General features: G+C 63.5%; 23 protein-coding genes and 2 pseudogenes. 16 read left to right on the forward strand and 9 right to left on the reverse strand.

The features are described from left to right. Nucleotides 1-72: 72 nt before the first annotated feature. Nucleotides 73-1,083: a polyprenyl synthetase family protein gene (locus V1289_RS34540; protein WP_309183088.1), complete on the reverse strand. Its 1,011-nt coding sequence runs from the start codon at nt 1,081-1,083 to the stop codon at nt 73-75. A 136-nt stretch (nt 1,084-1,219) separates the two neighbouring features. Here V1289_RS34540 and V1289_RS34545 point away from each other — a divergent pair, with 136 nt between their 5' ends. The 7 genes from V1289_RS34545 to V1289_RS34575 all read left to right on the forward strand — a co-directional run bounded on the left by V1289_RS34545 (nt 1,220) and on the right by V1289_RS34575 (nt 7,978). Further along, complete coding sequence (locus V1289_RS34545; RefSeq protein ID WP_334402811.1) at nt 1,220-1,447, forward strand: putative signal transducing protein; 228 nt, start codon at nt 1,220-1,222, stop codon at nt 1,445-1,447. 85 nt (nt 1,448-1,532) lie between these two features. Then, nucleotides 1,533-2,309, forward strand: a complete 777-nt coding sequence (locus V1289_RS34550) for a tRNA1(Val) (adenine(37)-N6)-methyltransferase (RefSeq protein ID WP_334407795.1) — start codon at nt 1,533-1,535, stop codon at nt 2,307-2,309. Between the two features lie 240 nt (nt 2,310-2,549). Beyond that, complete coding sequence (locus V1289_RS34555) at nt 2,550-3,461, forward strand: S49 family peptidase (RefSeq protein ID WP_334402812.1); 912 nt, start codon at nt 2,550-2,552, stop codon at nt 3,459-3,461. Nucleotides 3,462-3,572: 111 nt separating this feature from the next. Beyond that, nucleotides 3,573-3,764, forward strand: a complete 192-nt coding sequence (locus tag V1289_RS34560) for a hypothetical protein (RefSeq protein ID WP_074279761.1) — start codon at nt 3,573-3,575, stop codon at nt 3,762-3,764. 198 nt (nt 3,765-3,962) lie between these two features. Further along, complete coding sequence (locus tag V1289_RS34565; RefSeq protein ID WP_334402814.1) at nt 3,963-4,898, forward strand: glycine--tRNA ligase subunit alpha; 936 nt, start codon at nt 3,963-3,965, stop codon at nt 4,896-4,898. Continuing rightward, entirely contained in the window at nt 4,898-7,366 is a 2,469-nt protein-coding gene (gene glyS, locus V1289_RS34570) for a glycine--tRNA ligase subunit beta (protein WP_334402816.1), read from the forward strand. Before V1289_RS34565 ends, glyS begins: the two co-directional genes overlap by 1 nt. A 3-nt stretch (nt 7,367-7,369) precedes the next feature. Then, entirely contained in the window at nt 7,370-7,978 is a 609-nt protein-coding gene (locus V1289_RS34575) for a class I SAM-dependent methyltransferase (RefSeq protein WP_334402818.1), read from the forward strand. Nucleotides 7,979-8,272: 294 nt separating this feature from the next. Here the strand turns inward: V1289_RS34575 and V1289_RS34580 are convergent, their stop codons facing one another. Next, nucleotides 8,273-8,629, reverse strand: a complete 357-nt coding sequence (locus V1289_RS34580; protein ID WP_334402819.1) for a DUF1236 domain-containing protein — start codon at nt 8,627-8,629, stop codon at nt 8,273-8,275. Between V1289_RS34580 and V1289_RS34585 the strand changes: the two genes are divergently transcribed. The 9 genes and pseudogenes from V1289_RS34585 to V1289_RS34625 form a co-directional block, all read left to right on the forward strand. Beyond that, nucleotides 8,607-8,810 carry a hypothetical protein gene (locus V1289_RS34585; RefSeq protein WP_334402821.1) on the forward strand — a complete coding sequence of 68 codons (204 nt, stop codon included), beginning with the start codon at nt 8,607-8,609 and terminating at the stop codon, nt 8,808-8,810. The genes V1289_RS34580 and V1289_RS34585 overlap by 23 nt on opposite strands. 132 nt (nt 8,811-8,942) lie before the next feature. Then, the gene (locus tag V1289_RS34590) at nt 8,943-9,098 is read left to right on the forward strand and encodes a DUF3096 domain-containing protein (protein WP_309183095.1); all 156 of its coding nucleotides are present in this window, start codon (nt 8,943-8,945) and stop codon (nt 9,096-9,098) included. Nucleotides 9,099-9,191: 93 nt separating this feature from the next. Continuing rightward, nucleotides 9,192-12,101, forward strand: coding sequence for a pyruvate, phosphate dikinase (gene ppdK / locus V1289_RS34595; protein WP_334402823.1), 2,910 nt, complete (start codon nt 9,192-9,194; stop codon nt 12,099-12,101). Between the two features lie 612 nt (nt 12,102-12,713). After that, complete coding sequence (locus V1289_RS34600; RefSeq protein ID WP_334402825.1) at nt 12,714-14,168, forward strand: cell wall hydrolase; 1,455 nt, start codon at nt 12,714-12,716, stop codon at nt 14,166-14,168. 286 nt (nt 14,169-14,454) lie between these two features. Next, a pseudogene (locus V1289_RS34605) lies at nt 14,455-15,703 on the forward strand (MFS transporter). 99 nt (nt 15,704-15,802) lie between these two features. Continuing rightward, a complete protein-coding gene (gene acuI, locus V1289_RS34610; protein ID WP_334402827.1) occupies nt 15,803-16,789 on the forward strand; it encodes an acrylyl-CoA reductase (NADPH) in 987 nt (328 codons plus the stop codon). Between the two features lie 118 nt (nt 16,790-16,907). Further along, nucleotides 16,908-17,498, forward strand: coding sequence for a hypothetical protein (locus V1289_RS34615; RefSeq protein ID WP_334402829.1), 591 nt, complete (start codon nt 16,908-16,910; stop codon nt 17,496-17,498). Nucleotides 17,499-17,712: 214 nt separating this feature from the next. After that, the gene (locus V1289_RS34620; RefSeq protein ID WP_334402831.1) at nt 17,713-17,946 is read left to right on the forward strand and encodes a DUF6894 family protein; all 234 of its coding nucleotides are present in this window, start codon (nt 17,713-17,715) and stop codon (nt 17,944-17,946) included. A 150-nt stretch (nt 17,947-18,096) separates the two neighbouring features. Beyond that, nucleotides 18,097-18,360, forward strand: a pseudogene (locus tag V1289_RS34625) (methyl-accepting chemotaxis protein); the annotation flags it as partial. A gap of 19 nt (nt 18,361-18,379) precedes the next feature. Here the strand turns inward: V1289_RS34625 and V1289_RS34630 are convergent. The 7 genes from V1289_RS34630 to ygfZ all read right to left on the reverse strand — a co-directional run bounded on the left by V1289_RS34630 (nt 18,380) and on the right by ygfZ (nt 25,550). Beyond that, nucleotides 18,380-19,354 carry a zinc-dependent alcohol dehydrogenase family protein gene (locus V1289_RS34630; protein WP_334402833.1) on the reverse strand — a complete coding sequence of 325 codons (975 nt, stop codon included), beginning with the start codon at nt 19,352-19,354 and terminating at the stop codon, nt 18,380-18,382. 49 nt (nt 19,355-19,403) lie between these two features. Next, complete coding sequence (locus V1289_RS34635) at nt 19,404-19,979, reverse strand: TetR/AcrR family transcriptional regulator (protein ID WP_334402835.1); 576 nt, start codon at nt 19,977-19,979, stop codon at nt 19,404-19,406. 45 nt (nt 19,980-20,024) lie between these two features. Then, complete coding sequence (locus V1289_RS34640; RefSeq protein WP_334402837.1) at nt 20,025-22,727, reverse strand: DUF2339 domain-containing protein; 2,703 nt, start codon at nt 22,725-22,727, stop codon at nt 20,025-20,027. Nucleotides 22,728-22,845: 118 nt separating this feature from the next. Then, on the reverse strand, nt 22,846-23,352 hold the full coding sequence (locus V1289_RS34645; protein WP_334402839.1) for a tyrosine phosphatase family protein: 507 nt from the start codon (nt 23,350-23,352) through the stop codon (nt 22,846-22,848). A gap of 79 nt (nt 23,353-23,431) precedes the next feature. After that, nucleotides 23,432-24,049: an HD family hydrolase gene (locus V1289_RS34650; RefSeq protein ID WP_334402841.1), complete on the reverse strand. Its 618-nt coding sequence runs from the start codon at nt 24,047-24,049 to the stop codon at nt 23,432-23,434. Further along, nucleotides 24,046-24,672, reverse strand: coding sequence for a DNA-3-methyladenine glycosylase I (locus V1289_RS34655; RefSeq protein WP_334402844.1), 627 nt, complete (start codon nt 24,670-24,672; stop codon nt 24,046-24,048). The genes V1289_RS34650 and V1289_RS34655 overlap by 4 nt, the downstream gene beginning before the upstream one ends. After that, a complete protein-coding gene (ygfZ, locus tag V1289_RS34660; RefSeq protein WP_334402846.1) occupies nt 24,669-25,550 on the reverse strand; it encodes a CAF17-like 4Fe-4S cluster assembly/insertion protein YgfZ in 882 nt (293 codons plus the stop codon). Before ygfZ ends, V1289_RS34655 begins: the two co-directional genes overlap by 4 nt. Nucleotides 25,551-25,630 lie beyond the last annotated feature (80 nt).

Genomic DNA, 25,630 nt, shown 5'->3' on the forward strand with positions numbered 1-25,630 from the left:
CTTGGCGATTTTACCGAGAAGCCGCGGCGTACTGGATCCCCCGCATTCGCGGGGGATGACGATCTCTATTGTCTAGTGCGATCTCGCCAAACAGAACGCCACGACCTGCTCCAGCGCGGTCTTCATCGGGGAAGCCGGAAACAGCGCCAGCGCATCGACGGCCATCGCGCCGTAATGCTGGGCGCGGCTGATCGTATCCTCGAGCGCGCGGTGCTTGGTCATCAGGCCGATGGCGTGGTCGAGGTCGCCACCGCCGATCTCGCCGCGCTCCAGCGCCTTGATCCAGAACTTGCGCTCGCTGTCATTGCCGCGGCGGAACGCCAGCACCACCGGCAGCGTGATCTTGCCCTCGCGGAAATCGTCGCCGATGTTCTTGCCGAGCTTGGCGGCCTTGCCGCCATAGTCCAGCACGTCGTCGACGAGCTGGAACGCGATGCCGAGATTCATGCCGACCGAGCGGCATGCGGTCTGCTCGGCCTTCGGCCGATTGGCGATCACCGGACCGACCTCGCAGGCGGCGGCGAACAACTCGGCGGTCTTGCCGCGGATCACGGCGAGATATTCGTCCTCGGTGGTTTGAGTGTTCTTGGCGGCGGCGAGCTGCATCACTTCGCCTTCGGCGATGGTGGCGGCAGCGGCAGAGAGGATGTCGAGCGCGCGCAGCGAGCCGACCTCGACCATCATGCGGAAGGCCTGGCCGAGCAGGAAATCGCCGACCAGCACGCTGGCCTCATTGCCCCACAGCATCCGCGCCGACAGTTTTCCGCGGCGCAGCTCGCTTTCGTCGACCACGTCGTCATGCAGCAGGGTGGCGGTGTGCATGAATTCGACGGAGGCAGCTAACTTGATATGGCCGTCGCCGGAATAGCCCGTGAGGTTGGCCATCGCCAGCGTCAGCATCGGGCGCAGACGCTTGCCCCCGGAGGAAATCAGGTGGTTGGCGACCTCGGGAATCATGGTCACCTCGGACCCGGTCCGCGACAGGATGGTGGCGTTGACGCGCTCCATGTCGGCGGCGACAAGGGTGACCAGCGCATCTATTGAGGCGTTCGATGGGCTTTCGAAGGGTACAATAACCGCCACGCTGGTCTCCACATTTGCCCAATCGGCACTATCCTTGGGTATAACAATAGAAACTGCGCACCAAAGCGGCAAGGGCTCGAAGCGGTTGACATGGCCCGCCCGGCCCCTGCACCGGGCCGGCAAAGGAGAACGTAAATTGCGGGAATTGGTTCGGACCAACGATATCGTGCTGGTTTCCGCCGTCGGCGCGCTGCTCGACGGCGCCAATATCCATCATTTGGTGCTGGACCAGAATATGAGCATCATCGAAGGGTCGCTGGGGGTCCTGCCGCGCCGCATCCTGGTCCACGAGGATGATAACCGCGAGGCGCGCCAGCTGCTGGCCGATGCGGGCCTCGCCCACGAATTGCGGGCCGATGATTGAGACAGAGCGTTTTCGAGCAAAGTGGGCACCGGTTCGCGTGAAGAAAACGCGTCAAAAAAACAATGCGGAGCCCGGTTCTGATCTAATCAGAACCGATAAGGCTCCGGGCCTCGATGTCACCGAGGATGGATTTCTCGGCGGACAATTGCGGCTGCGGCAACTGAAATCGGGGCATCGTGCCGGTCACGACGCCATGCTGCTGGCGTCGGCGACGCCGGCGCGTCCGGGCGATCGCGTAGCCGATTTCGGCGCCGGCGTCGGCGCCGCCGGACTTGCGGTCGCCAAACGCGTGACTGACGTCGATCTCGTGCTGGTCGAGATCGATGCGACGCTGGCGTCACTCGCGCGCGAGAACGCGGCGGCCAACGCGATCGCGGCCGAGGTGATCGTGCTCGATGTCGAATCGGCGGCCGGGGCATTCGCCGCAGCTGGCCTTCGGCCCGACAGCGTCGATGCCGTGCTGATGAATCCGCCGTTCAACGATCCCGCGCGGCATCGCATTTCACCGGACAAGGCGCGCGAAACGGCGCATGTGGCGAGCGCGACCACGCTCGAAAACTGGATCCATGCGGCGCGACGCCTCCTCAAGCCCAAGGGCATGCTGACGCTGATCTGGCGGGCCGACGGGATCGCCGAGGTGCTGGCGGCGCTCGAACGGGGCTTTGGCAGTCTGCAGATATTGCCCGTTCACGCCGACGTGACGGCGCCGGCGATCCGCGTTTTGATTCGCGCCGTTAAGGGCGGACGTGCGCCGACGCAAATCCGGGCAGCCCTGCTGCTCAATGATGAGTCAGGCCTGCCCAATAAACAGGTGCAGGAGGTTCTGGCCGGGAAGGGAATATTACCGCTGGCGATGCCGTGAGGACGGCCCGATCGCCCAGGCTTTGAGCAGGCAACTATTGCGGGAGTGTTTCTGACTGCCGATCGGGCGTGGAAGTGAAGTGAACCGCGGCCAAAATGGTGCCGATCAGCATTATCAGGAGATAGATTTTCATGTCACTCTCCGCTGCGCCATTGCAGCCTTGACCACAGCAATGCAAAAGGCGTTCCAGCTCTCCAATGACATTGGGGTGATAAAAAATGGTTAATTCGAGGTAACGGCATGAGTGAACAAACACGTGATCGCGGCGTGATGCCGGGCCTCCTCGAGCGGCTGAAGGAATTCGTTCCGGCGAAATTCCGGCGCGGCGCCGCGGTGGTGCCCGTGGTCCGGCTGTCCGGCGTGATCGGCGCGGTGACGCCGTTGCGGCCGGGCATGTCGCTGGCGGGCGTTGCCAAGACGCTCGAACGCGCTTTCGGGGTCAGGAATGCCAAGGCGGTGGCGCTGGTGATCAATTCGCCCGGCGGCTCGCCGGTGCAATCGCGCCAGATCTATTTGCGGATCAGGCAACTCGCCGCGGAAAAGAATTTGCCGGTGCTGGTGTTCGTCGAGGACGTCGCGGCATCCGGCGGCTACATGATCGCCTGCGCCGGCGACGAGATATTTTGCGACCCGTCTTCGATCCTGGGTTCGATCGGCGTGGTCGGCGGCAGTTTTGGATTTCAGGATCTGATCAAGCGGATCGGCGTGGAGCGGCGGCTCTATACGGCCGGCGAACACAAGGCGATGCTCGATCCGTTCCTGCCGGAGAACCCCGATGATGTCTCGCGCGTAAAAGCGCTTCAGCGCGAGATCCACGCCATCTTTATCGCGCTGGTGAAGAAAAGCCGGGGCAGCCGCCTCAAGGGCGCCGACGATACCCTGTTCACCGGCGAATATTGGGCGGGTGAAACCTCGGTCTCCATGGGTCTGGCGGATGCCATCGGCGACCTGCGCTCGACGCTGCGCGCCCGCTACGGCGACAAGGTGCTGACGCCGGTGATCGCGCCCGCCAGCGGGATGCTGGCCGGGCTTCTCGGCCGCAGATCGGCTGGCGCTGGAACGCTGGCGTCGCTGGACGGGCTTTCGGGCCTGCCGGACGAGCTGATTTCCGCCCTCGAAACCCGAGCGATTTGGGCGAAATTCGGGTTTTAAGGGCCGGCACCCCGCGCCATTTAGCCCCAAAAGGCCAATTGCGGCGCGGGCCGGCTTGCGCGAGAATACCGTCATGGGGGTCCGACCGACGTGAACGACAAGGATCGACCGATGCCACCGTTGATCGCATTCGCCGGCGCCCTGGGTGGGCTGGCCGTGGTCCGCTGGGCCTATAAGACCGCCGTCAGGATCAACAGGGAGCTGGAAGAAGCGCGCCTGGCCCGCGTGGCCGAAGCCGCCCGTTCCGGCGATATCCCGACGCTACGGCGCGACCCCGTCACCGGCGCCTATCGCCCGGGTTAGCGACCCTTCATCCTGAGGAGCGGGCGCAAGCCCGCGTCTCGAAGGAAGGATGGCCGCGATCTCCGGGCCTTATGGTTCGAGACGCGCAAGATGCGCTCCTCACCATGAGGAAAGGGGGCCGGCATCGCCTTGATTCCCTGTCCCCCCGCCGATACGGTCCCGCGCGCTTCAAAACCCCTCGCGAGACCGATTCTGACGATGGACGCCATACCCGCTCATATGCGCCCGGAACGCTCGTTCCAGGGTTTCATTCTTGCCCTGCAGCGGTTCTGGGCCGATCAGGGCTGCGTGATCCTGCAGCCTTACGACATGGAAATGGGCGCGGGCACCTTTCATCCGGCGACGACGCTGCGCGCGCTGGGGCCGAAGCAATGGAATGCCGCCTATGTGCAGCCGTCGCGCCGGCCGAAGGACGGCCGTTACGGCGAAAACCCCAACCGCCTGCAGCACTACTACCAGTTTCAGGTCATCATGAAGCCGTCGCCGCCGAACCTTCAGGATCTGTACTTGAAGTCGCTGGTCGCGATCGGGATCGACTCCGCGCTGCACGACATCCGCTTCGTCGAGGACGACTGGGAAAGCCCGACGCTGGGCGCGTGGGGCCTGGGCTGGGAGTGCTGGTGCGACGGCATGGAAGTGTCGCAGTTCACGTACTTCCAGCAGGTCGCGGGCGTCGAATGCGCGCCGGTCGCGGGCGAACTCACCTACGGGCTCGAACGGCTTGCGATGTATGTGCAGGGCGTCGACCGCGTCTACGACCTCAATTTCAACGGCCGCGACGGCGCCGACAAGGTGACCTATGGCGACGTCTTCCTGCAGGCCGAGCAGGAATATTCCCGGCACAATTTTGAATATGCCGACACGACGATGCTGTTCGAGCAGTTCAAGATGGCGGAAGAGGCCTGCAAGAAATATCTCGCCGCCGGATGGCGCGAGGGAAGCAACCAGAAAGAACATTTGATGGCGCTGCCGGCCTATGACCAGTGCATCAAGGCGAGCCATGTTTTCAACTTGCTCGATGCCCGCGGCGTGATCTCGGTAACGGAACGGGCAAGCTACATCATGCGCGTGCGCGAACTGGCAAAGGCCTGCGGTGAAGCCTGGATTCACACCGAAGCGGGCAGGGCGGTCTGATGCCCGATCTGCTGTTAGAGCTGTTTTCCGAAGAAATCCCCGCGCGCATGCAGGCGAAGGCGGCGAACGATCTGCGCCGCATGGTCACCGACAAGCTGGTGGCCGAAGGGCTGGTCTATGAAGGCGCCAAGGCGTTCGCGACGCCGCGGCGGCTGACGCTGACCGTGCACGGTGTTCCCGCGCGGCAATCCGACCTCAAGGAGGAGCGCCGCGGACCGCGCGTCGGCGGAGCCGATGCGGCGATCCAGGGCTTTTTGAAAGCCACCGGCCTTGCCTCGCTCAGCGAGGCCAAGATCCAGACCGATCCCAAGAAGGGCGATTTCTATATCGCGCTGATCGAAAAGCCCGGCCGCGCCACGCTCGACGTGCTGGCCGACATGCTGCCGGTGATTGTCAGAACCTTCCCGTGGCCGAAATCGATGCGCTGGGGCGAGCGCTCGGCGAAATCGGGTGCGCTGAGCTGGGTGCGGCCGCTGCACTCCATCATCGCGACGTTCGGCCTCGAGACCGAAGAGCCCGACGTGGTGAAATTCGACGTTGCCGGCATCGAAGCGGGCCAGACTACCTATGGCCACCGCTTCATGGCGCCGGCCGCGATCTCCGTGCGCCGTTTTGAGGATTACGAGGCGAAGCTGCTGGATGCCAAGGTTGTGCTCGATCCGGAGCGCCGCAAGGACACCATCGTTACCGACGCCAGGCAGTTGGCGTTTGCGCAGGGGTTCGAACTGGTCGAGGATCAGGGGTTGCTGGATGAGGTCTCGGGCCTCGTCGAATGGCCCGTCGTGTTGATGGGCTCGTTCGACCCGGAATTCCTGTCGATCCCGGGCGAGGTGATCCGCGCCACCATCCGCAACAACCAGAAATGCTTCGTGGTCAGGGATCCCAAGACGGGGAAGCTGACCAACAAATTCGTCCTCACTGCCAATATCGAGGCGAGCGACGGCGGCAAGGCGATTGTTGCCGGCAACGAGCGTGTGATCCGTGCGCGGTTGAGCGATGCGAAGTTTTTCTATGAGACAGACCTGAAGACGAAGCTGGAAGCCCGGCTGCCGAAGTTCGACGGAATCGTGTTTCACGAGAAGCTGGGGACGCAGGGTGAGCGCATCAAGCGCATCGAACGGCTGGCGGCCGAGATCGCGCCGCTGGTCGGCGCCGATGTCGAGAAGGCAAAACGCGCGGCGCATCTGGCGAAGGCGGATTTGCTGACCGAAGTGGTCGGCGAATTCCCGGAGCTGCAGGGCTTGATGGGCAAATACTACGCGCTGGCGCAGGGCGAGGACGCCTCTGTCGCCGCTGCGAGCGAGGAGCATTACAAGCCGCAGGGACCGGCAGATCGTGTGCCGACCGATCCGGTGAGTGTTGCCGTCGCGCTGGCGGACAAGATCGACACGCTCGTCGGCTTCTGGGCGATTGACGAAAAGCCTACGGGATCGAAGGATCCGTATGCGCTCCGCAGGGCGGCGTTGGGCGTGATAAGATTAACACTCACTAACAACTCGCGTATCTCGCTGTCGGAGCTGTTCTACAAAGCGCTTACTTTGGTGGTTTATTACAGCTTCCGCCCTGAACTCGGCTATCCTTTGCTTGGGCGGGGTTGGAATCCTCAGGTGGACGATCGCCCCTCTGAGTCATGGGATGACCCGCGACATCTGCTTTTCTTGAATAGTGACGGCTTTATTGATCGGCACGGCGAAGAAGTCGGAATGGATCAAATTGGAAACCCCGACTTAAGTACGGAAGATGATAGTGATCAGTACGACGCCAGAGCGTCGGCCTACCGTGAGTTTGAGCGACGATTGAGACATCTTGATGCTGTCTCCGCTCCCTTCATGTTTGAGAGTGTGCCGCATGTTCGCGACGAAGCTAGGCATTCAGCCGTCGCCGTCGCTACGCGGAGCTTGAATGAAGAGCAATTTGTTCGGCTTGCGATGGAAGGGCTCGCTTCGAACCTTCTCGTCTTCTTCGCCGACCGTCTCAAAGTCCAATTGCGCGATCAGGGCGCACGCCATGATTTGGTGGACGCGGTGTTTGCGTTGGGCGGTCAGGACGATCTGCTGATGGTGGTCCGTCGCGTCGAAGCGCTCGGCAAATTCCTCGATACCGACGACGGCAAGAACCTGCTCGCCGGCACGAAGCGCGCGAACAATATCCTCGGGATCGAGGAGAAGAAGGACAAGCGCAGCTTTGATGGTGTGCCGGATGTGTCGCTCTACGCCCTCGACGAAGAAAAAGCGCTGGCGAAAGCGATCGATCAGGTGAAGAGTGAAGCTGGCGCTGCCGTAGCAAAAGAGGACTATGCCGCCGCGATGAGCGCGATGGCCAAGTTGCGGCCGGCGGTCGACGCCTTCTTTGACAAGGTCAAGGTCAACGATGACGATCCAAAGGTGCGCGAGAATCGGCTAAGATTGCTCAATGAGATCCGCGCGGCGACGCGCGCGGTGGCGGATTTTTCGAAGATCGAAGGTTAAGCCATGGATCGCCAGACGCTTGCCTCCTACGATCATGATGCGGCAACGTTCGCGAAGGATTGGCATGCGCAGCCAGCGCCGATCGATCTGCAGGAAACCGTCGAGCGGTTCTTCATCCGGGGCGGCTGCACCGCCGATATCGGTTGCGGCTCCGGCCGCGAGGTGGCCTGGCTCAATGCGAACGGTTTTCCGGCCGTCGGCTTCGACGCCTCGGATGGACTGCTGGCCGAGGCGCGCGCGCGATATCCAGATCTGAACTTTGCGCACGCGGAATTGCCGAAACTTCAGGGCATCGCCGCCGATGCCTATGACAACGTGCTCTGCGAAACCGTGATCATGCATCTCGGCTGTGCGCAGATCGGCCCTGCCGTCCGCCGGCTGCTCGACATCGTCAAGCCGAGCGGCGTGCTCTATCTGAGCTGGCGTGTCACCGATAAGTGCGACATTCGCGACGGCGATGGCCGGTTCTATGCCGCGTTTGACGCGGCGCTCGTGCGCACCGAATTGCCTGATGGCACGCCATTCCTCGACGAAGAGGTGGTCAGCGCCTCATCCGGCAAAAAGATTCACCGCCTGGTGGTGAAGAAGCCGGGTTTGCAGAACCGCGATTGATGGGTTCTGCTTCGCTCCGGATTTTCGTTCCCCGGATGCTGCGCAGTGCCATTAGCGCGTTTACGCGCGTCTTCGACGCGCTATGGCTTGCGACGTGATGCGCTGCTGATCCGGGGTCCATCAGCGTGGGTCCCGGCGCAGCAAAGCAGCGTTTCACGCTGCATCGCGTCCGGAACACGATATGCAATGAAAAGCCCCGCCCGGAGGGGAAGCCGGACGGGGCTTTCATGTCCGGTCGGAACTCGCGCATATCCGCTTGCGCGGCGCCCGGACCAATCGTTCAGATGATCGAGACTACTCGACCACCTGAACGATGCGACGCGAACGCGGTTCGACCAGCACGGTCTGGCCATTCACCACGGTGTAGCGATAGGGCGTGACGCCGAAGGTCTGCGGCACGTCGTAATAGGTGACGCCGGTTTCCGGCAGCACGCCGCCGACGATCACGCGATCCGGAATGGTGTAGTTCGGAACCCGTTCGCGCACGATGTATTCACGGAAGGCCGGGCGCTGATCGACCGCGATGCCCTCGTTGTCGTCGACGATAACCGTGCCGCCGCGAACGACGCCCACGGTGCTCTGGGCCTGCGCGGCGATCGGTGTACTGATCGCGGTTGCGATCGCTGCAATGGCAAGTATCCTGTTCCGCATGCTCAACTCCTTCGCGGGGGGAGCGCGCCGGTTGGCGCACAATGCGAGCCAATTCATCGCGCGCGGCATTGTTCCGAAAAAGCGCGGCCGCATACGCGGCAATTTCGGGCATTTTTCTGGGCAGGTTTCTTGCTGTTTTTATTGCAGTTTTCTTGGTGGCTTTTCCCGGCAGTTTTCTTGATCGATCTTCCTGACAATTTTTCCGGAGCCGGAACCCATGGACGCCACAAGCGTCTCCTATTCCGGAACCTCGCCAGCGGGTAAGTTGCGGCCCTCGATTCGATTTTCCACCAGATCCGCCGGAGGCATTTGAATGACCATTACCGCTGCGCACGTTCCCGCCATCGTCGCACTGATCGCGGGTATCTTGATCTTGCTGATGCCGCGGCTACTCAATTTCATCGTAGCTATCTATCTGATCTTCGTCGGTCTGGTCGGTCTCGGCGTGCTCAAGATGTTTCACCTGTAGCGCAGGAAAGGCGGGTTTCGCGGCTTGCGCGGACCCCCTCAAAGTGGTGTAAGGCGCGCATCTTCTCCCCCTCTTTTCGGATTGTTGTCTGCCATGGCCAAAGCCGTCGCGAAGTCCAAGAAAACCGTCGAGAAAACCGTCGAGAAAATCGCAGCGAAATCAAAGCCATCCGCGCGAGCCAAGGCCGCGTCGCCGGCCCGCAAGGCGTTGAAGAAGGGCCCGGCCAAGCCGGCGCCCAAAGCGGCCCCCAAGCCGGTTGCCAAGGCGCCTGGGAAGCCCCCTGCGAAGGTCTCCGCCAGCAAGCCCGCGATATCGGCGGTAAAGGCCGGAAAATGGGTCTACACCTTCGGTGACGGCAAGGCTGAAGGGCAGGCGGGCCTGCGCGATCTGCTCGGCGGCAAGGGCGCCAATCTCGCCGAAATGGCCAATCTCGGTCTGCCGGTGCCTCCCGGCTTCACCATTCCGACCTCGGTCTGCACCTACTTTTATGCGCACGACAAATCCTATCCGAAGGAATTGAAGGCGCAGGTCGAAAAGGCGCTGGATCATGTCGGCAAGCTGACCGGCAAAGCGTTCGGCGATTCCAGGAATCCGCTTTTGGTGTCGGTCCGCTCCGGCGGCCGGGCCTCGATGCCGGGCATGATGGACACCGTGCTCAATCTCGGCCTCAACGACCAGACCGTCGAAGCGCTCGCCGAATTGTCCGGCGACCGCCGCTTCGCCTACGACAGCTATCGCCGCTTCATCACGATGTATTCGGACGTCGTGCTCGGCTTCGAGCACCATCATTTCGAGGACATCCTCGACACCTTCAAGGACAGCCAGGGCTACGCGCTCGATACCGATCTCACCGGCGACGACTGGGTCCAACTGGTCGGTCAGTACAAGGACGCGGTGGCGCGCGAGACCGGCCAGGATTTCCCGCAGGATCCGCACGCGCAATTGTGGGGCGCGATCGGGGCGGTATTTTCGTCATGGATGAACGCGCGCGCGGTGACCTACCGCCGTCTGCACGACATTCCGGAATCCTGGGGCACCGCGGTCAACGTGCAGGCCATGGTGTTCGGCAATATGGGCGAGACCTCGGCGACCGGCGTTGCGTTCACGCGCAATCCCTCGACCGGCGAGAGCAAACTGTACGGCGAATTCCTGATCAACGCGCAGGGCGAGGACGTGGTGGCGGGCATCCGCACGCCGCAGGACATCACCGAAGACGCGCGCAAGGAATCCGGTTCCGACAAGGCATCGATGGAAAGCGCGATGCCCGAGGCGTTCAAGGAACTGACGCGGATCTACACGTTGCTCGAAAAGCACTACCGCGACATGCAGGACATGGAATTCACGGTCGAGCAGGGCAAATTGTGGATGCTGCAGACCCGCGGCGGCAAGCGCACCGCGAAAGCTGCACTGCGCATCGCGGTCGAACTCGCCAATGAGGGCCTGATCTCCAAGAAGGATGCGGTGATGCGGATCGATCCGGCTTCGCTGGATCAATTGCTGCACCCGACCATCGATCCCGCGGCGAAGCGCGACGTTATCGCCACCGGCCTGCCGGCCTCGCCGGGCGCCGCCTCCGGTGAAATCGTGTTCTCCTCCGATGAAGCCGCCAAGCTGCAGGCCGACGGCCGCAAGGTGGTCCTGGTGCGCATCGAGACCAGCCCGGAAGACATTCACGGCATGCACGCCGCCGAAGGCATCCTGACTACGCGCGGCGGCATGACCTCGCATGCCGCGGTGGTCGCGCGCGGCATGGGCAAGCCCTGCGTCTCCGGCTGCGGCACCATCCGCGTCGATTACGGCCGCGGCACCATGAGCATCGGTTCGCGCACCTTCAAGACCGGCGACGTCATCACCATCGACGGCTCGGTCGGCCAGGTGCTGTCCGGGCGGATGCCGATGATCGAGCCGGAACTGTCGGGCGAGTTCGGCACGCTGATGGGCTGGGCCGATGCCGTCCGCAAGCTCGGCGTCCGCGTCAACGGCGACACGCCCGATGACGCGCGCACCGCGGTCAAGTTCGGCGCCGAAGGCATCGGGCTGTGCCGCACCGAGCACATGTTCTTCGAGGAAACCCGCATCCGCACCGTGCGCGAGATGATCCTTTCCGAGGACGAACAGTCGCGCCGCGCGGCGCTGTCAAAGCTGCTGCCGATGCAGCGCGCGGATTTCGTCGAGCTGTTCGAGATCATGAAGGGCCTGCCGGTCACCATTCGCCTGCTCGATCCGCCCTTGCATGAGTTCCTGCCGCATACGCAGGCCGAGATCGAGGAAGTCGCGCGCGCGATGAACACCGATCCGCGCAAGCTCGCCGATCGCGCCCGCGATCTCGCCGAGTTCAACCCGATGCTCGGCTTCCGCGGCTGCCGTCTTGCGATCGCCTACCCGGAGATCGCCGAGATGCAGGCCCGCGCGATCTTCGAGGCCGCGATCGAAGCGGAAAAACGCACCAACAAGGCCGTCGGCCTCGAGGTGATGGTGCCGCTGATCGCGACCAAGGCGGAATTCGATCTGGTCAAGGCGCGGATCGACGCCACCGCGCAGTCGGTGATGAAGGAAACCGGCAAGAAGCTCAGCTATCAGGTCGGAACCATGATCGAGCTGCCGCGCGCCTGCCTGATGGCCGGCGACGTCGCCCAAACCGCCGAGTTCTTCTCCTTCGGCACCAACGACCTGACGCAGACCACCTACGGCATCAGCCGCGACGACGCCGCGAGCTTCCTTGGCACCTATGTCGCCAAGGGAATTCTGGAGATCGATCCCTTCATCTCGGTCGATCGCGATGGCGTCGGTGAACTGGTCAGGATCGGTGTCACGCGCGGCCGCAAGACGCGGCCCAACCTCAAGGTCGGCATTTGTGGCGAGCATGGCGGTGATCCTGCCTCCGTCGCGTTCTGCCACGAAATCGGGCTCGACTACGTCTCGTGCTCGCCCTACCGCGTGCCGATCGCCCGCCTCGCCGCGGCGCAAGCCGCCCTCGGCAAGACGGTCGCCAGCCAGGCGTAGTTTCTTATTCTGCGCTGAAAATCAAAATAGACGTCGTCATGCCCGGGCTTGTCCCGGGCATCCACGATTTTGGGCATGCGTCGAAGAGAAGGCGTGGATGGCTGGGCACACGCGAGCGAAAGCGACGCCCGGCTATGACGATGGAGTTCCCGTCATTGCGAGGAGCCAACGGGTCCCGCCTCCGGCGGGCCCGATGATAAACTCCGCGGCGAAGCAATCCATACTGGGTCCGGGGTTAGATGGATTGCTTCGCGGAGCCTGTCATCGGGCGCGCATGCGCGCGACCCGTTGGCTCGCAATGACGGTGGAACTACTGTCCTGAACTTCGATCGACAATTGTTTGGCGCAGCCACGCTCCCCCCGTAGTCACAGGGGAACTTCGAAAATTTCTTCATCATTTTCGTTGACCGGATATTTACCACTTTCATCGAGCGCCTGTTTACCAACGCTTTCGATGAAACGAGCGGAATCGCCGTCAACTCTTGAGTGTAGCGCGCGTGCAACGCCGATTAACTCCCCGGCAACCTAAATTCGATACCAACAAAAAAGATCGAATTGCACGGATGTACTGCCGATCGATCGTAGCTGTGTAAGCGTTGCGTGAGCGTATCGATGTTTGTGTTGCGTAACCAGCCGAGGGGCGCACGGTTTGCGTCCTTCGGTCTCGGTCTTTGCGTCTTCGCATTGATGCCGACCGAGATCGGATATCAGGATATCGCGTCACTGCTGGCCCGGCAGCCTGGCGTCGCCGAGCGCTGGCAGAGCCGTGTGTTCTCCGCCGCCAACAGCATCCAGGTTGCCACTTTCAGCTTCGGCCGGCCGATCGGAACGTCCACGCCGCAAACCGCGACCTACCGGCTGGCAAGCCTCGACAACCAGGGCATCGACATCACCGGTTCTGTGACGCGCAATCCGCTGGCGTCGCCGCCGCCGCGCTACCAGGCATCTGATTTTCCCAAGGTCGATCGCACGCTGAAGGGCGATCGTCTTGTCGTCGCATCGCCCCAGCCGGCGGAAACGGCCGCGCCCGCCGAGGCCGCGCCCGCGAACGCGGATCCCTCGACGTCCAACGCGTCGGTGAGGGGCGCCAAGACCGCGGCCGTGCAGCCTGCGGCCGAACGCGCGCCGCTCGACCCGGAACTGCAGGAAGCCCTCTCGGCGCCGCCGCTGCCGCAATATGATGTGTCGATGTCGCTGGAGGCCAATCCGCTCGACGACCTCAAGCCGGAGCCGGAGGCAGCGGCCGTAGCCCTCAGCGCCGCGCCGCCGCGCGACAATTTCGCGTTCAAGACGTCCAGCCTGTTCTTCGGCAGCTCGCTCGGCTCGCCCGAAAGCATCGAACGCTGGCGGCCCGGCGAAGAACCTGTCGTCATGACGCCGGACGCGCTTCCTGATCCGGACATGAAGATCATGGCGTCGTTGCCGGTCGATGCCGACGGGCCGGTCAAAGCCGGCGAAATGGGCGAGAGCATCGCGCCGAAGGGCGAGGTCAATGCCGACAACCAGCGTGCCAAGACGCCGGCCGAGCGTCTCGGCCTGTTCGACGAGAAATCGCGCGCCAAGTCGGAGAAGTGCCTGGCTGAGGCCGTCTATTTCGAAGCCCGCGGCGAAGCCGTGCGCGGCCAGATTGCGGTCGCCCAGGTGGTGATGAACCGCGCCTTCTCCGGCAAATATCCGGACACGGTGTGCGGCGTGGTCTACCAGAACAAGCACCGCCACTTCGCCTGCCAATTCACCTTCGCCTGCGACAACACTCCCGACGTCATTCGCGAGCCCGACATGTGGGACCGCGCCCGGAAGATCGCGAAAGCGATGCTCGACGGCCAGCTCTGGCTGCCGGAGGTCGACAAGTCGACGCACTACCACGCCTATTGGGTGCGGCCGTCTTGGGTCAGTGAAATGAAGAAGATGTATAAATTCGGCGTCCACACCTTCTACCGGCCCCGCGCCTGGGGCGACGGCAGCGATGCGCCGAGCTGGGGGAATGCCGCGCAGACTGCAGAGATTTCCGCGGAACTCGCGGAAGCCGCGCAAAGCTCGGCCGAGCAGGCCAGCGCCAGGCGGTAAATTAGCCGTCATTCCGGGATGGCCCGAAGGGCCAGACCCGGAATCTCGAAATTGTAGAACTCGCAAGTCAACCTCGGGATTCCGGGTTCGCGCTTTGCGCGCCCCGGAATGACGAACTGCGCGTGGATTGCTCGCCGTTTCCAGAATTGCTCTCGCCGATTCTGCAGGGCTGCCCTGCGAGCGCAATTTTTCCAGCCTGCCCCTTGGGTTTTTCATGCAAATGCATTAACTCCGTCCAGCGATTCGAGGGACCCAAAGGTCCTGCGCAAGGCAACGGGGAGTTGAGATGGCTATGGCAGGCGACCTTCGTTCTTCCCCCGGCGCCGGCACCTGGCGTACGCCGCTGGTCATCATCATCTGCGGCTGCGCGATTGCGCTGCTGAGCTTCGGGCCGCGGTCGAGCTTCGGTTTCTTCATTCAGCCGATGGGCCGGGAGCTTACCTGGGGCCGCGACGTGTTCGGTCTGGCGCTGGCCCTGCAAAACCTGTTGTGGGGATTGGGCCAGCCGATCGCAGGCGCGATCGCCGACCGTTTCGGATCCTTGCGCGTCATACTCGTCGGTGCGCTGCTCTATGCCGGCGGTCTGCTGACGATGCGTTATGCGGCGACCCCGCTCGTCGCTCGATTTCGGCGCCGGCGTCCTGATCGGCTTCGGGCTGTCGGGCTGTTCGTTCAACCTGGTGCTATCCGCGTTCAGCAAGCTGTTGCCGCCGCAGCAGCGCGGTATTGCGCTCGGCGCCGGAACCGCGGCGGGCTCGTTCGGACAATTCCTGTTCGCGCCGTTCGGCGTGGCGATGATCGACAATTTCGGCTGGCAGGCGGCGCTGACGGTGTTTGCGGCCCTGATGCTGCTGATCGTGCCGCTGTCGCTCGCGCTTGCCACACCGGCCCAGACATCGGCCAACGTGCCTGCCGCCGACCAGCAGACGTTCAAGACCGCGCTTGCGGAAGCGTTCGGCCACCGCTCTTACGTGCTGCTGGTGCTCGGCTTCTTCACCTGCGGCTTTCAGCTCGCTTTCATTACGGTGCATCTGCCGGCCTATCTGTCCGATCGCGGCGTGTCCGCGCAAACCGGCGGCTGGGTGATCGCGGCGATCGGGCTGTTCAACATTGTCGGTTCGCTCGGCGTCGGCTGGCTGCAGAACGTCTTTCCGAAGCGCTACATCCTGTCGGCGATTTATTTAACGCGTGCGCTGTCGATCATCGCCTTCATCTCGTTTCCGATTACGACCTTCTCCTCGATCGCGTTCGGCGCGATCTCCGGCCTGACGTGGCTATCGACGGTGCCGCCGACCTCGGCGCTGGTGGCGCTGATGTTCGGCACCCGCTGGTTCTCGACACTGTATGGCTTTGCCTTCGTCAGCCATCAGGTTGGCGGTTTCCTCGGGGTGTGGCTCGGCGGAATCGTGTTCGAGAAATTCGGCTCCTACACGCCGATCTGGTGGCTGTCGGTGCTGTTCGGCGCGCTCTCGGCGCTGATCAACCTGCCGATCGTCGAACAGCCGGTGCCGCGCCCGGTTGCGCAACCCGCCTGATGCGGTCTTATTTGAGCATGATCTTTTCGGAAAACCGGTTTCCACTTTTCCGGATCATGCTCTAAACATCCCCGATCAAAATCTCGGGGAGAGTTCATCGTGGCAACGTTCAAGGCGATCCGGATCGACAAGGCGGAAAAGGGTACCACCGCCGCCCTCACGCAGTTCGACGAAGCCGAATTGATGGACGGCGACGTCACGGTGCGGGTCGAGTGGTCGACGCTGAACTACAAGGATGGTCTCGCCGTCACCGGCAAGGCCCCGGTGGTGCGGCGCTTCCCGATGATCGCCGGCATCGACTTCGCAGGCACCGTCGAACAATCCACCCATCCGCAGTGGAAGGCCGGCGACAAGGTCGTCTGTAACGGCTGGGGCATGGGCGAGACCCATCTCGGTGCCTACGCCGAGAAGGCGCGCGTCAAGGGCGATTGGCTGGTGCGGCTGCCCGAGAACATCTCGACCCGCGATGCGATGGCGATCGGCACCGCCGGTTATACCGCGATGCTGTCGGTGCTGGCGCTGGAGAAGCACGGCCTGACACCGAACAGCGGTCCGGTCGTGGTGACCGGCGCTGCCGGCGGCGTCGGCTCAGTCGCGACCGCGGTGCTGTCAAAACTCGGCTACCACGTCATCGCTTCCACCGGGCGGCCGTCGGAAGCGGACTACCTGAAAGGCCTCGGCGCGGCCGAGGTGATCGATCGCAACGAACTGTCGGCCCCCGCAAAGGCGCTGGCGAAGGAGCGCTGGGCGGGTGGCATCGACAGCGTCGGCTCGAACACGCTCGCCAACCTGTTGTCGATGACGAAATATGGCGGTGCCATCGCCGCCTGCGGCCTGGCCGCCGGCATGGACCTGCCGTCCTCGGTGGCGCCGTTCATTTTGCGCGGAGTGTGCCTTCTCGGCATCGATTCCGTGATGTGCCCGCTTCCGCGGCGCAAGCTCGCCTGGAGCCGCTTGGCCGGCGATTTGGATCGGGCAAAACTAGCTGATATTACTCATGAAATCGGTTTGGACCAGGTCATTGCCGCCGGTGCCCAAATTCTCGCCGGCCAGGTCCGCGGTCGAATCGTGGTAAAAATTCTCTGACGGCGTTCAGACTTTACCAACCAAGCTGCTCCAATGTTGCCACACGGTTGGTATGGTAATCAGCGGGTAAAGAAACTTCGGGCGGATACCCGCGCTTGGGTCAAGTTGGAGTTGCGGCATGGTTGCGCGTTTGGTGTTGGGGGCCGTCACGGCCGGGGCGATGGTTGTGCCGGCGCTGGCCGGAATGATGAATGCCGATGAGGCGCGCAGGTTTGTGTCCGGCAAGGTGTTCGCCTTCACCTGCTTCGATGGTACCCGCGGCGCTGGCCGCATTCTCGATGACATGGGGGCTGCGGGGTCGATCCAGTTCTCGGGATCCGGACCGATCCGCCATGTGCGCCTGCCCGGCAATACGCTCCAGGTCCGCGGCCAGAGCGTGTGTGCGTCGCTCAAGGGACTTCCGTTCGAGCCGTGCTTCAATCTCGACAAGCGTGACGAGAGCACCTTCCGCGGATCGGTTTCGGGCATGGGCTTCGCCTATTGCGAATTCCATCACCAGGGCGCGGCGCAGATGCTGATGGCACGCGCCGTGGCCCGGCCGCGCTCGTTGCATCCGACCCGCTCGGCGGACGCGTCGCGCACCGAAATATCGGCGCGGGTGGAGACGCCGCCGGTCGAGAGCGCCAAACTCGAGCCGGTCAAAGCCGAACCCAAGGCCGAGCCGGCGAAGCCGGAGAGTGCCCCGGAATTGCGTCGCTCGACCGATTGAGTTCCGCAGCGCGGCTGCGCCGCACGCGCCAGCCGCATGCATCCCGGTTGAACCTGGTCTGACGCTGCGCCGACGCGCCGAATTGCGGGTCCGATCGCTGCGATGTCGCCATGCCGTAGTCATACGGATGGCCATCTTTATCGCTTGGTAGCGAATCCGATCCAACGTACCAGCCAACAAAGGCCGGGAGGGGGCCTAACATATGAGCCCAATCATGCCGCTGTATTTTTTCCGGATCAGCCATGGTCGCTACGCAGGCGCGTCCGATCAGGGATCCGAATTCGAGAGCCGCGAGGCGGCCTGGGCCGAGATGACCAAGGTCTGCGGCAACCTTCTCGGCAGCATTTCGCGCAGCCTGAAGCAGAATGCCGAATGGCAGATGGAGCTTCTGGACGAAGCCAAGAAGCCGGTGTTCAGGATTCGCCTCGTGGCGGAATCTGTCGGCTAGTCAATCCGTTGACGGCCTGATCGCGCCGGCGCTTTTGATACGACTCCGGACCCGAGCTGCTGACAGCCGAGTCTCGCTTCGGATCGAGCGCCTGCATTGCTGACCGTAATTTCACGGGCCGAGAAATTACCTAACTATAGATAAATGCCCGGCCGCATGTCGGAAATCTCCTCGACTATCGCCGCGGCGGTGGAAGAGCAGGGCGCCGCCACGCAGGAGATCTCCCGCAACATCCAGCATGCCGCGCTCGGCACGTCGGAAGTAAGCTCCAACATCTCCAACGTGCAGCGCGGCGCCACCGAAACCGGATCAGCCTCGTCGCAGGTGCTGTCCGCGGCGCAGTCGCTGTCGGTGGAAAGCAACCGCCTCAAGCTTGAGGTCTCCAAATTCCTCAACTCGGTGCGCGCCGCCTGATCGCTCGCAGCCGCCCGTCTCAACCAGGCGTGAAAAGCGCCTTGCCGCGATTTTTTGAGGCCACCGCCACGGCTTCGGCGATTTGCCCGAAGCTGAAGGTGCCGGCAACCGGTGAACTGATCGCGCCCGACGCGACGAGCGGCGTCAAGCGATCGTACATCGCGGTGATCTTGTCTGATGCGGCGGCGTTGAACCAATTGGCCAGCCAGAATCCGCGCATCGATACGTCGTGGAATATCAGGGGTAGCGCGGGGCCGACGAAGGGCTTGCCGCTGATCGCACTGTAGAACACCAGAACACCCTTTGCCGCCAGACAACCCAGCAGGTTCATCGTCGCGGTATCGGCAACCCCATCGACGGCGAGCGCAATGGGTGCGCCGCCGGTTTCGGCCGCAACCCGTTTGGCGAGATCCGGTCCATCGACCAGCACGACGTCGCCGCCGATCGCCTTGATCTCGGCGACAACATCCTCGCGCCGGACCACATTGACGGTCTTCAGGCCAAGCGATTTCGCGATCGCGATCAGCGCCCGGCCAACGCCTGAGTTGGCGCTGTTGTGGATGACCCAGGCACCTGATGGCAGCGCGACGTATTCGGTCAGCAGCAGATAGGCCGTCGCGGGATTGATGCCGAGCATCGCAAGTTGATGGATGTCGCCGCCGGCAAGCGGCCGTAGCCGGCTCCCGTCCGCCTTGATCCGTTCCGCCCATGCGGGGGACGGATAGGGTACGAGCGTCCGGTCGCCTTCTTTCAGATGCGTGACGCCGCCACCGACCGCGACGACACGGCCGACCCCTTCCGTTCCAACGATGCTGGGTAGCTTCGGCCGATACCCGTACCGACCGGAAATCATCAGGAGATCGCTCATGTTAATGGGCGAGGCTTCCAGCGCGATCACCACCTCGCCTTCACCGGGCGCTCCGACATCGGGAACGTCGACCAATTTCATCACGTCGGCCGGATTGCCGAACGCCTCGATCTGGATCGCTTTCATGACCATTCTCCCGGTTATGTACTACATAGTACATAATGGAGGTGGGCTGTCAAGCAAGCAGTTTCAAGGCCTGATCAAGCGTGGCACGGACGCGCGCCGCATCCGGCGCATCTTTGGCCAGCACCATCAGTCCGGTATAGACCGCCATGATCGTATGCGCGGTGGCGTCCGGATCGAAGCCGTCGGCGAATTGCGCGCGATCGGCGCGCAGCCGCTCTCGCAGCAGTTCCTCCAGCTTCCGGTTGAAGCTTTCGATCCGCTTGCGGACTTCCTTTTGCTCGGCCGCGCCGTCGGCCGACGCATTGATCGAAAGGCATCCGCGCTTGCCCTTGACGCCGGAACAGAACGGTACAAAGCCGGTCAGCCAGCGGTGAACCGCGTCGCGGGCCGACGGGCCGTCATTGATGATGCCTTCGGCATGGGCGACGATGCGCGCATGATAGCGCTCCAGAACCTTGAGGAACAACGCGTTCTTGTCACCGAAGGCGGCATAGAGGCTCGGCTTGGCGAGCCCGGTGGCCGCGGTGATGTCGTCGAGCGACGTGCCCTGGAATCCTTTTTGCCAGAACACATCGCGCGCGAGGTCCAGCGCCTCGTCGGGATCGAAACTGCGCGGTCTTGCCATCTGCCCTATGTACGCGACGCCAGAGAAATCGCAAACCGCGCCGGCTTAGCCTGGTTCAGGTGCCGCGACCGGCGGTGTGGCCTGCCTGCGGAACAGGATCCGCTGATAGAGCCAGCCGATCGCCACCAGCACCAGCCCCAAGCACATGAACGAGAGCGCGCGGTAGACGCCCGTCAGCGTCGACATGTCGATCAGGAACGCTTTCAGGATCGTCAGCGCGATCACGGCGGCAGAAGCCAGCCGCGCGCGTTGCGAGTTGAACAGGATCCCGATGCCGAGCAACGTCACGCCGAACGCCAGCCAGGCAATCGAATAGGTGTACTGCTCGGCGCCCGTGGTCGGGCCGCTGGTCAATACCGGACCGTGATACAGCCTGCGGATTTCGAACGTGACATAAGTCAGTGCCAGAACCAGGGAGCCTGCGGCAATCGTGTTGGCGTAGCCGACCGGGCGCCGGCCGGCCACCGCATAGGACAACAGCAGCGCCAGCACCGCGGGCAGGGCATAGGCGAGCAGCAGCAGGTTGATGAAGGCGCCGCCGACATCGGTCGGCCAGAAGATCGGCGTCTCCAGCAGCATCAGCCCGAACACGGTGGCAAGCCCGGCATAGACCGTGAGCAGCACCGCGCCGACATTGTGGACGATGCTCCGGGTGCGGATTCGCAACCGCTCCAGGCCGATCGCCATCGCGAGCGCGACGCAGACCTGCAGCGCGAATTCGGTGAGCGAAGTGCTGACCCGGTACATGTCGCCGCCGTTGACCGCGTGGCGGATCTCGGTGAACGCCAGCAGCACCGTGAACAGGATCGCGGCCGATTCCACCGTACGCAGCGGCGCGTCGTCGCCGCCGCGGCGCAGGAAGATGCTTGCGGTCCAGAACGACAGTGCCGGGATCCCGTAACCCCACAACAGCCAGTTGAAGATCGGGGTGGTCCCGACGTCATTGCCGACGATGCGCGGCTCATAGCCGATCCGCAGCACCACGATTCCGGCCAGGATGGCGGCCAGCGACCGCAGGAACGGAATCGGGCGCTGCAACGAGATCCACGCGGTGCCCATCGACATCAGCGCCAGCGCAATCGTGAGCCAGCCCTTTTCCAGGGCGAAGGTCAGCGCTAGCGCGAGCGCTGCGAGCGCGCCGGTGGCGAACAGCGCGATCGAGGCCGGCATTCCCGGGCTGTCGTCGCGCTTGGTCAAAATCTCGGTCGCGAAGCCGTAGGCTCCGGCCAGCCCCACCGCCAGGATCGCAAACGGGATCGAGCGGTCGAGATGCGCGATCCGCGCGTAAAGCGCGACCAGCAGCGCCAGCGACGTAAATACCGATGCCGCGGACCAGATCACGGGGATGACCGGGCTCGTTGAACGGCCCTGTGCCAGAAATCCCGCGACGCCAAACCCGGCAGCGAAGATTGCGGCCGATACCAGGTGCAGCGACACCGACCCGTCCGTGGCGTTCGGCCCGATCCCCGGCAGCGGTCCGCCGGGCAGCACCAGCATGTCGGGATTGCCGCGGATCGCCCACTCGGCAAAGACGATGAAGACGAAGGCGGCTGCGGCGCCGACCGCGCCGGTAGCGGCATCGCTACGCCACGCGACCAGCAAGGAACCCGCCGTCAGCAGTCCGAACACGATCATGGCAGTATCGGCATGAAAACTGTTCAGCACGATCAGCATCGCGCCGAACAGATAGGCTGCGAGCGAGCCCGACGAGATCGGCTCGATCTGGCCTTCGTCGGCCGGCGGTCCGAACATGAACCCGCAGACGACAAGCAGTGCGGCAAGGACAAAGCCTGCCATGACATGGAAGGCGTGCGGCGCGACCATCGTTGGTCCGCATTGCAGGCAGGGCAACGTCCACAGCAGCGCGAACGCGATGGTGGTGACCGCCAGCCAGCGCCACAGCCGGATCCGCGCCAGGCCGAAGGCTGCCGCGGTGACGATGGCGAGATAGATGTAGAGCGCCCAGAAGTCCGGCTTGTTTGACGAGACCAGAATGGGGGTCACGAAGGCGCCGGCGATGCCGAGCCCGGCGAGCGCCGGCCCGTGCAGCAGTGCCGCGGCCAGCGTGCCCAGCGCCACCAGTCCGAGCAGGATGAATGCGGTTGCGGGCGCCAGGAAATCATACAGCGCATAGGCCGCGTAGACCGTCGCAAAGGCCACCGCCGTTCCGGCAGCGGTGAGAATGGCGGGGATATTGGCGATCGGCAGCGCTTCGATCGCGGAGATGCTTTCCTTGCGGCGCGTCCATTCGCCGGCGGCGAGCAGCGCCAGCGCAAACAGGCCACCCAGCAGCGTGCGCACGCCGGGGCCAATCAGCCCGGCTTCGATCGAATAGCGGACCATGAAGAATCCGCCGAGCGCCAGCGTCAACCCGCCGATCCATACCACCCAGCGGGTGCCGAGGGTTTCCTCGAAACCACGATCGGGTGGCGGCGGTGGCGTTGCCGCCGCGCTGCCGGCGGTGTCGTTCGCCTCAGCCGATGCAGCCGCGGCGGCTGCGATGGATTCCACCTCCGGAGCCAGCGGCGGCGGTTCTGTCGGAGCGCTGGGCGCGGCGGGCGCCGGGGTCTGCCCAAACTCCTGCCCGGACGGCAGCGGCGGCGGAACGGGCCTTGCCGCAGCTGCCGGCGTCGCCTCGATCGCCTCCAGCCGCGTGCGCAGGGACGCTACCTGGTTGATCGCCTTGCGGGCGAAGATAAACGCGACCAGCGCGATCACGAGCGAGAAGAAGTCGAGCGAATCGAACATCGTGCCTCCAGGCGGGCGCGTCAGATCGTTAACCGATCCGTTTCACGGCCCGTCGCAATCCAGTGAGTGCAGCTTTAGCCGCTAAAAGTTCAATGCGGCCGTGCGGTATTTGCGCGCGTTACTCGAGATCGACCTGGAAGGGCCGGCCTTCGACGATCATGCTGCTCGGCCCCATCTCGTCGAGCGCGCGCAGCATCCGCCCCTCGCGCCCCAGTGCCTTGTCGGCGAGGCTGACGATCAGCCGGTTTGGCGAAGCGATCGGGGAGGCCGCGCGAATCTGGCGCGCAATCGCAATCTCGTCGCGATGCGGATTGAGCATGCAGGCGGCGGCGAAGGCGCTGGCGGTCGAGCGGCTGATGCCGGCATAGCAGTGCACCACCATCGGCGCGCTGCGGTCCCAACTGCGGACGAAGTTCAGCACTTTTTCGATGTGCGCTTCCGACGGCGCGAGAAACCCGTCCATGTGTTCGGTGATGTCGTCGACCTGCACCTTCAGATGATTGGCCGGGAGTATCGAGGCCGGCCGCTGCACCTGATCGACATTGGCCATCACGGTGAGAACATGACTGGCGCCGGTGGCCTTGACGGTGTCGGGAAGTGCTGCGAGCGAACAGACGTGAAGCATGGTGATCCCTGGGCGTCCTCTGGATATCGCGATTATAGGACCGCGCGCAGGGTGGTGAAAGCAGGTTCAGGCGCGCTGTTCAACCGTGCAATAGCTTGAATCGCGCCAAAAACCGCTTCTCGGCCTTTGCCGCCGTCCACGGCGTCATGTAATCCCGCTCGGTCGCCGCGGGCAGGCCGGGATCCCGGCCGAACAGGCGTTTGGCTTCGGCTTCCGCAAAGCCCGCCAGATGCGTCGCTTCGAGATAGGCAGCACCTCGGTCGGCGGTCTTGATGTTCTGGGTGATTTCGTCGGCCAGAACCGGCGGCAGTCCGAACCGGATGTGGATCGCCGAAAGCAGCCGCTTTTCCACCACCTTGTAGTCGCCGCCAAGCACCGCCTTGAACGGCGAGATCATGTCGCCGATGACATATTCCGGCGCATCGTGCAGCAGCGCCGCTATCCGGAACTTGATATCGACGCGCGGCATTTGCTCGCGCATCACGGCCTCGACCAACAGCGTATGCTGCGCCACCGAGAAGATATGCGCGCCGCTGGTCTGCCCGTTCCAGCGTGCGACGCGCGCGAGGCCATGGGCGATATCGGCGATTTCGATATCGAGCGGCGAGGGGTCGAGCAGATCGAGTCGGCGTCCCGACAGCATCCGCTGCCAGACGCGGGTGGAGACATCGGAGGCGGACGATTTTCTGGCCGTCATTTGATCTTGAGACGGGGGCTGCGATGCGTGCCGCTGCAGGTCTCGTGGCAGAAGCAGGTGACCAGATGGTCGTTGACCATGCCGGTGGCCTGCATGAAGGCGTAGACGATGGTCGGGCCGACGAACTTGAAGCCGCGCGCGCTGAGTTCTTTGGATAGCTTGATCGAAACAGGCGTCGATGCCGGCACGCTGGCGGTGGTCTTGAACGCGTTGACCTTCGGCTTGCCGTCGACGAAGTCCCAGAGGAATTTCGAGAAGCCGGCGTCCTCTTCCATGATCTTCAGATAGGATTTGGCGCTTGCGACCGTACCCTCGATCTTGGCGCGGTTGCGGACGATGCCGGCGTCGTTCATCAGCGCATGAACCTTCTTCGCATTGTAGCGCGCGATCTTCTCCGGCTGAAAATCGTCAAACGCTTTGCGAAAGTTCTCGCGCTTGCGCAGGATCGTGATCCACGACAGCCCGGCCTGGAAACCGTCCAGAATCAGTTTTTCATACAGCGCGCGGTCGTCATATTCCGGCACGCCCCATTCGGTGTCGTGATAGGCCATGTAAAACGGATCTTCGCCCGGCCACGGGCATCGTATCTTGCCATCGGCATGCAGGCGCGCGGACCTGGTCATGCGACGGTCTGCTTTGGTGGGGTGCGAACGTCGTCCGGATCGGCCAGGCGGATGCCGAGGCCGCCCGCGGTCAGCGCCAGGCCGGCCTCCAGCGCATCCGCGACACGATCGGTCCGGATCAGCGCGAGGCCGTTGCCGCCGGCGGTCGAACCCATGGTGCCGACCGCCTTGTCGCCGGCGAGAATGGTCGCGCCCGGTTCCGGCGACAGGTCTTCCAGCACCACCCGCACGGTTCGCGTGCGTGCGGTGCCGCGATGCTGCATCCGCGACACCACTTCCTGTCCGACATAGCATCCCTTGTCGAAATCGACGCCGTGCAGGCGATCCATATTGGTCTCGTGCGGAAACGCGTCGCCATACATGAAATCGAGGCCGCCGCGCGGGGCACCCGAACCGATGCGATGGGCCTCATAGTCGGCGCTGTCGACGAGTTCGGCGCCGATCAAATCGGCAGCCTTCTGCTTGAGTTCTTCGGGCACGAGGATGCGCCAGCCGAGCGCGTCGTTGCGCGGATCTGCAAATGCAAGATCGGGCTTCATCGCGGGTTCGCCGCGCCAGACCGCCAGCACGCCGAGGCTGTCGGTGAGATTCTCGACCGCGACCTTGGCGCGCAGCTTGTAGAAGCCGAGCTTGGCTGCAAGTCCCGGCGCCAGCGCGCGCGGGGCATCGATCAGAAAGCCGCCGCCATGGCCGGCCGGCGCCTCCGTGATCAGGAAATCGGTGATGATCTTGCCCTGCGGCGTCAGCAATGCGCCGAACCGGCCAAGGCCGGGGCGAAGCAGCGTCACGTCGGTCGTAACGAGGCCGTTGAGGAAGTTGCGGGCATCCTCGCCGCTGACCTTGACCACTCCTCGGTCCGGAAGAAACGCTGCTTTCATTCGCTGAAATGGCCCTTTTTCGACGTTCTTTTTTGAAGTTCCTGGGGAAACACCGGTCGCAGATATCACACGGGAACGTA

The sequence above is a fragment of the Bradyrhizobium sp. AZCC 2289 genome, from assembly GCF_036924615.1.
In the GTDB taxonomy this organism is placed as follows: domain Bacteria; phylum Pseudomonadota; class Alphaproteobacteria; order Rhizobiales; family Xanthobacteraceae; genus Bradyrhizobium.

Excerpts from the sequence above, each read along its gene's own strand:
- V1289_RS34555 (WP_334402812.1), top strand. The coding sequence starts at position 2,550 with ATGAGTGAACAAACACGTGATCGCGGCGTGATGCCGGGCCTCCTCGAG.
- V1289_RS34560 (WP_074279761.1), top strand. The coding sequence starts at position 3,573 with ATGCCACCGTTGATCGCATTCGCCGGCGCCCTGGGTGGGCTGGCCGTG.
- V1289_RS34565 (WP_334402814.1), top strand. The coding sequence starts at position 3,963 with ATGGACGCCATACCCGCTCATATGCGCCCGGAACGCTCGTTCCAGGGT.
- glyS (WP_334402816.1), top strand. The coding sequence starts at position 4,898 with ATGCCCGATCTGCTGTTAGAGCTGTTTTCCGAAGAAATCCCCGCGCGC.
- V1289_RS34575 (WP_334402818.1), top strand. The coding sequence starts at position 7,370 with ATGGATCGCCAGACGCTTGCCTCCTACGATCATGATGCGGCAACGTTC.
- V1289_RS34585 (WP_334402821.1), top strand. The coding sequence starts at position 8,607 with ATGGCAAGTATCCTGTTCCGCATGCTCAACTCCTTCGCGGGGGGAGCG.
- V1289_RS34580 (WP_334402819.1), bottom strand. The coding sequence starts at position 8,629 with ATGCGGAACAGGATACTTGCCATTGCAGCGATCGCAACCGCGATCAGT.
- V1289_RS34590 (WP_309183095.1), top strand. The coding sequence starts at position 8,943 with ATGACCATTACCGCTGCGCACGTTCCCGCCATCGTCGCACTGATCGCG.
- ppdK (WP_334402823.1), top strand. The coding sequence starts at position 9,192 with ATGGCCAAAGCCGTCGCGAAGTCCAAGAAAACCGTCGAGAAAACCGTC.
- V1289_RS34600 (WP_334402825.1), top strand. The coding sequence starts at position 12,714 with ATGTTTGTGTTGCGTAACCAGCCGAGGGGCGCACGGTTTGCGTCCTTC.
- V1289_RS34615 (WP_334402829.1), top strand. The coding sequence starts at position 16,908 with ATGGTTGCGCGTTTGGTGTTGGGGGCCGTCACGGCCGGGGCGATGGTT.
- V1289_RS34620 (WP_334402831.1), top strand. The coding sequence starts at position 17,713 with ATGCCGCTGTATTTTTTCCGGATCAGCCATGGTCGCTACGCAGGCGCG.
- V1289_RS34630 (WP_334402833.1), bottom strand. The coding sequence starts at position 19,354 with ATGAAAGCGATCCAGATCGAGGCGTTCGGCAATCCGGCCGACGTGATG.
- V1289_RS34635 (WP_334402835.1), bottom strand. The coding sequence starts at position 19,979 with ATGGCAAGACCGCGCAGTTTCGATCCCGACGAGGCGCTGGACCTCGCG.
- V1289_RS34640 (WP_334402837.1), bottom strand. The coding sequence starts at position 22,727 with ATGTTCGATTCGCTCGACTTCTTCTCGCTCGTGATCGCGCTGGTCGCG.
- V1289_RS34645 (WP_334402839.1), bottom strand. The coding sequence starts at position 23,352 with ATGCTTCACGTCTGTTCGCTCGCAGCACTTCCCGACACCGTCAAGGCC.
- V1289_RS34650 (WP_334402841.1), bottom strand. The coding sequence starts at position 24,049 with ATGACGGCCAGAAAATCGTCCGCCTCCGATGTCTCCACCCGCGTCTGG.
- V1289_RS34655 (WP_334402844.1), bottom strand. The coding sequence starts at position 24,672 with ATGACCAGGTCCGCGCGCCTGCATGCCGATGGCAAGATACGATGCCCG.
- ygfZ (WP_334402846.1), bottom strand. The coding sequence starts at position 25,550 with ATGAAAGCAGCGTTTCTTCCGGACCGAGGAGTGGTCAAGGTCAGCGGC.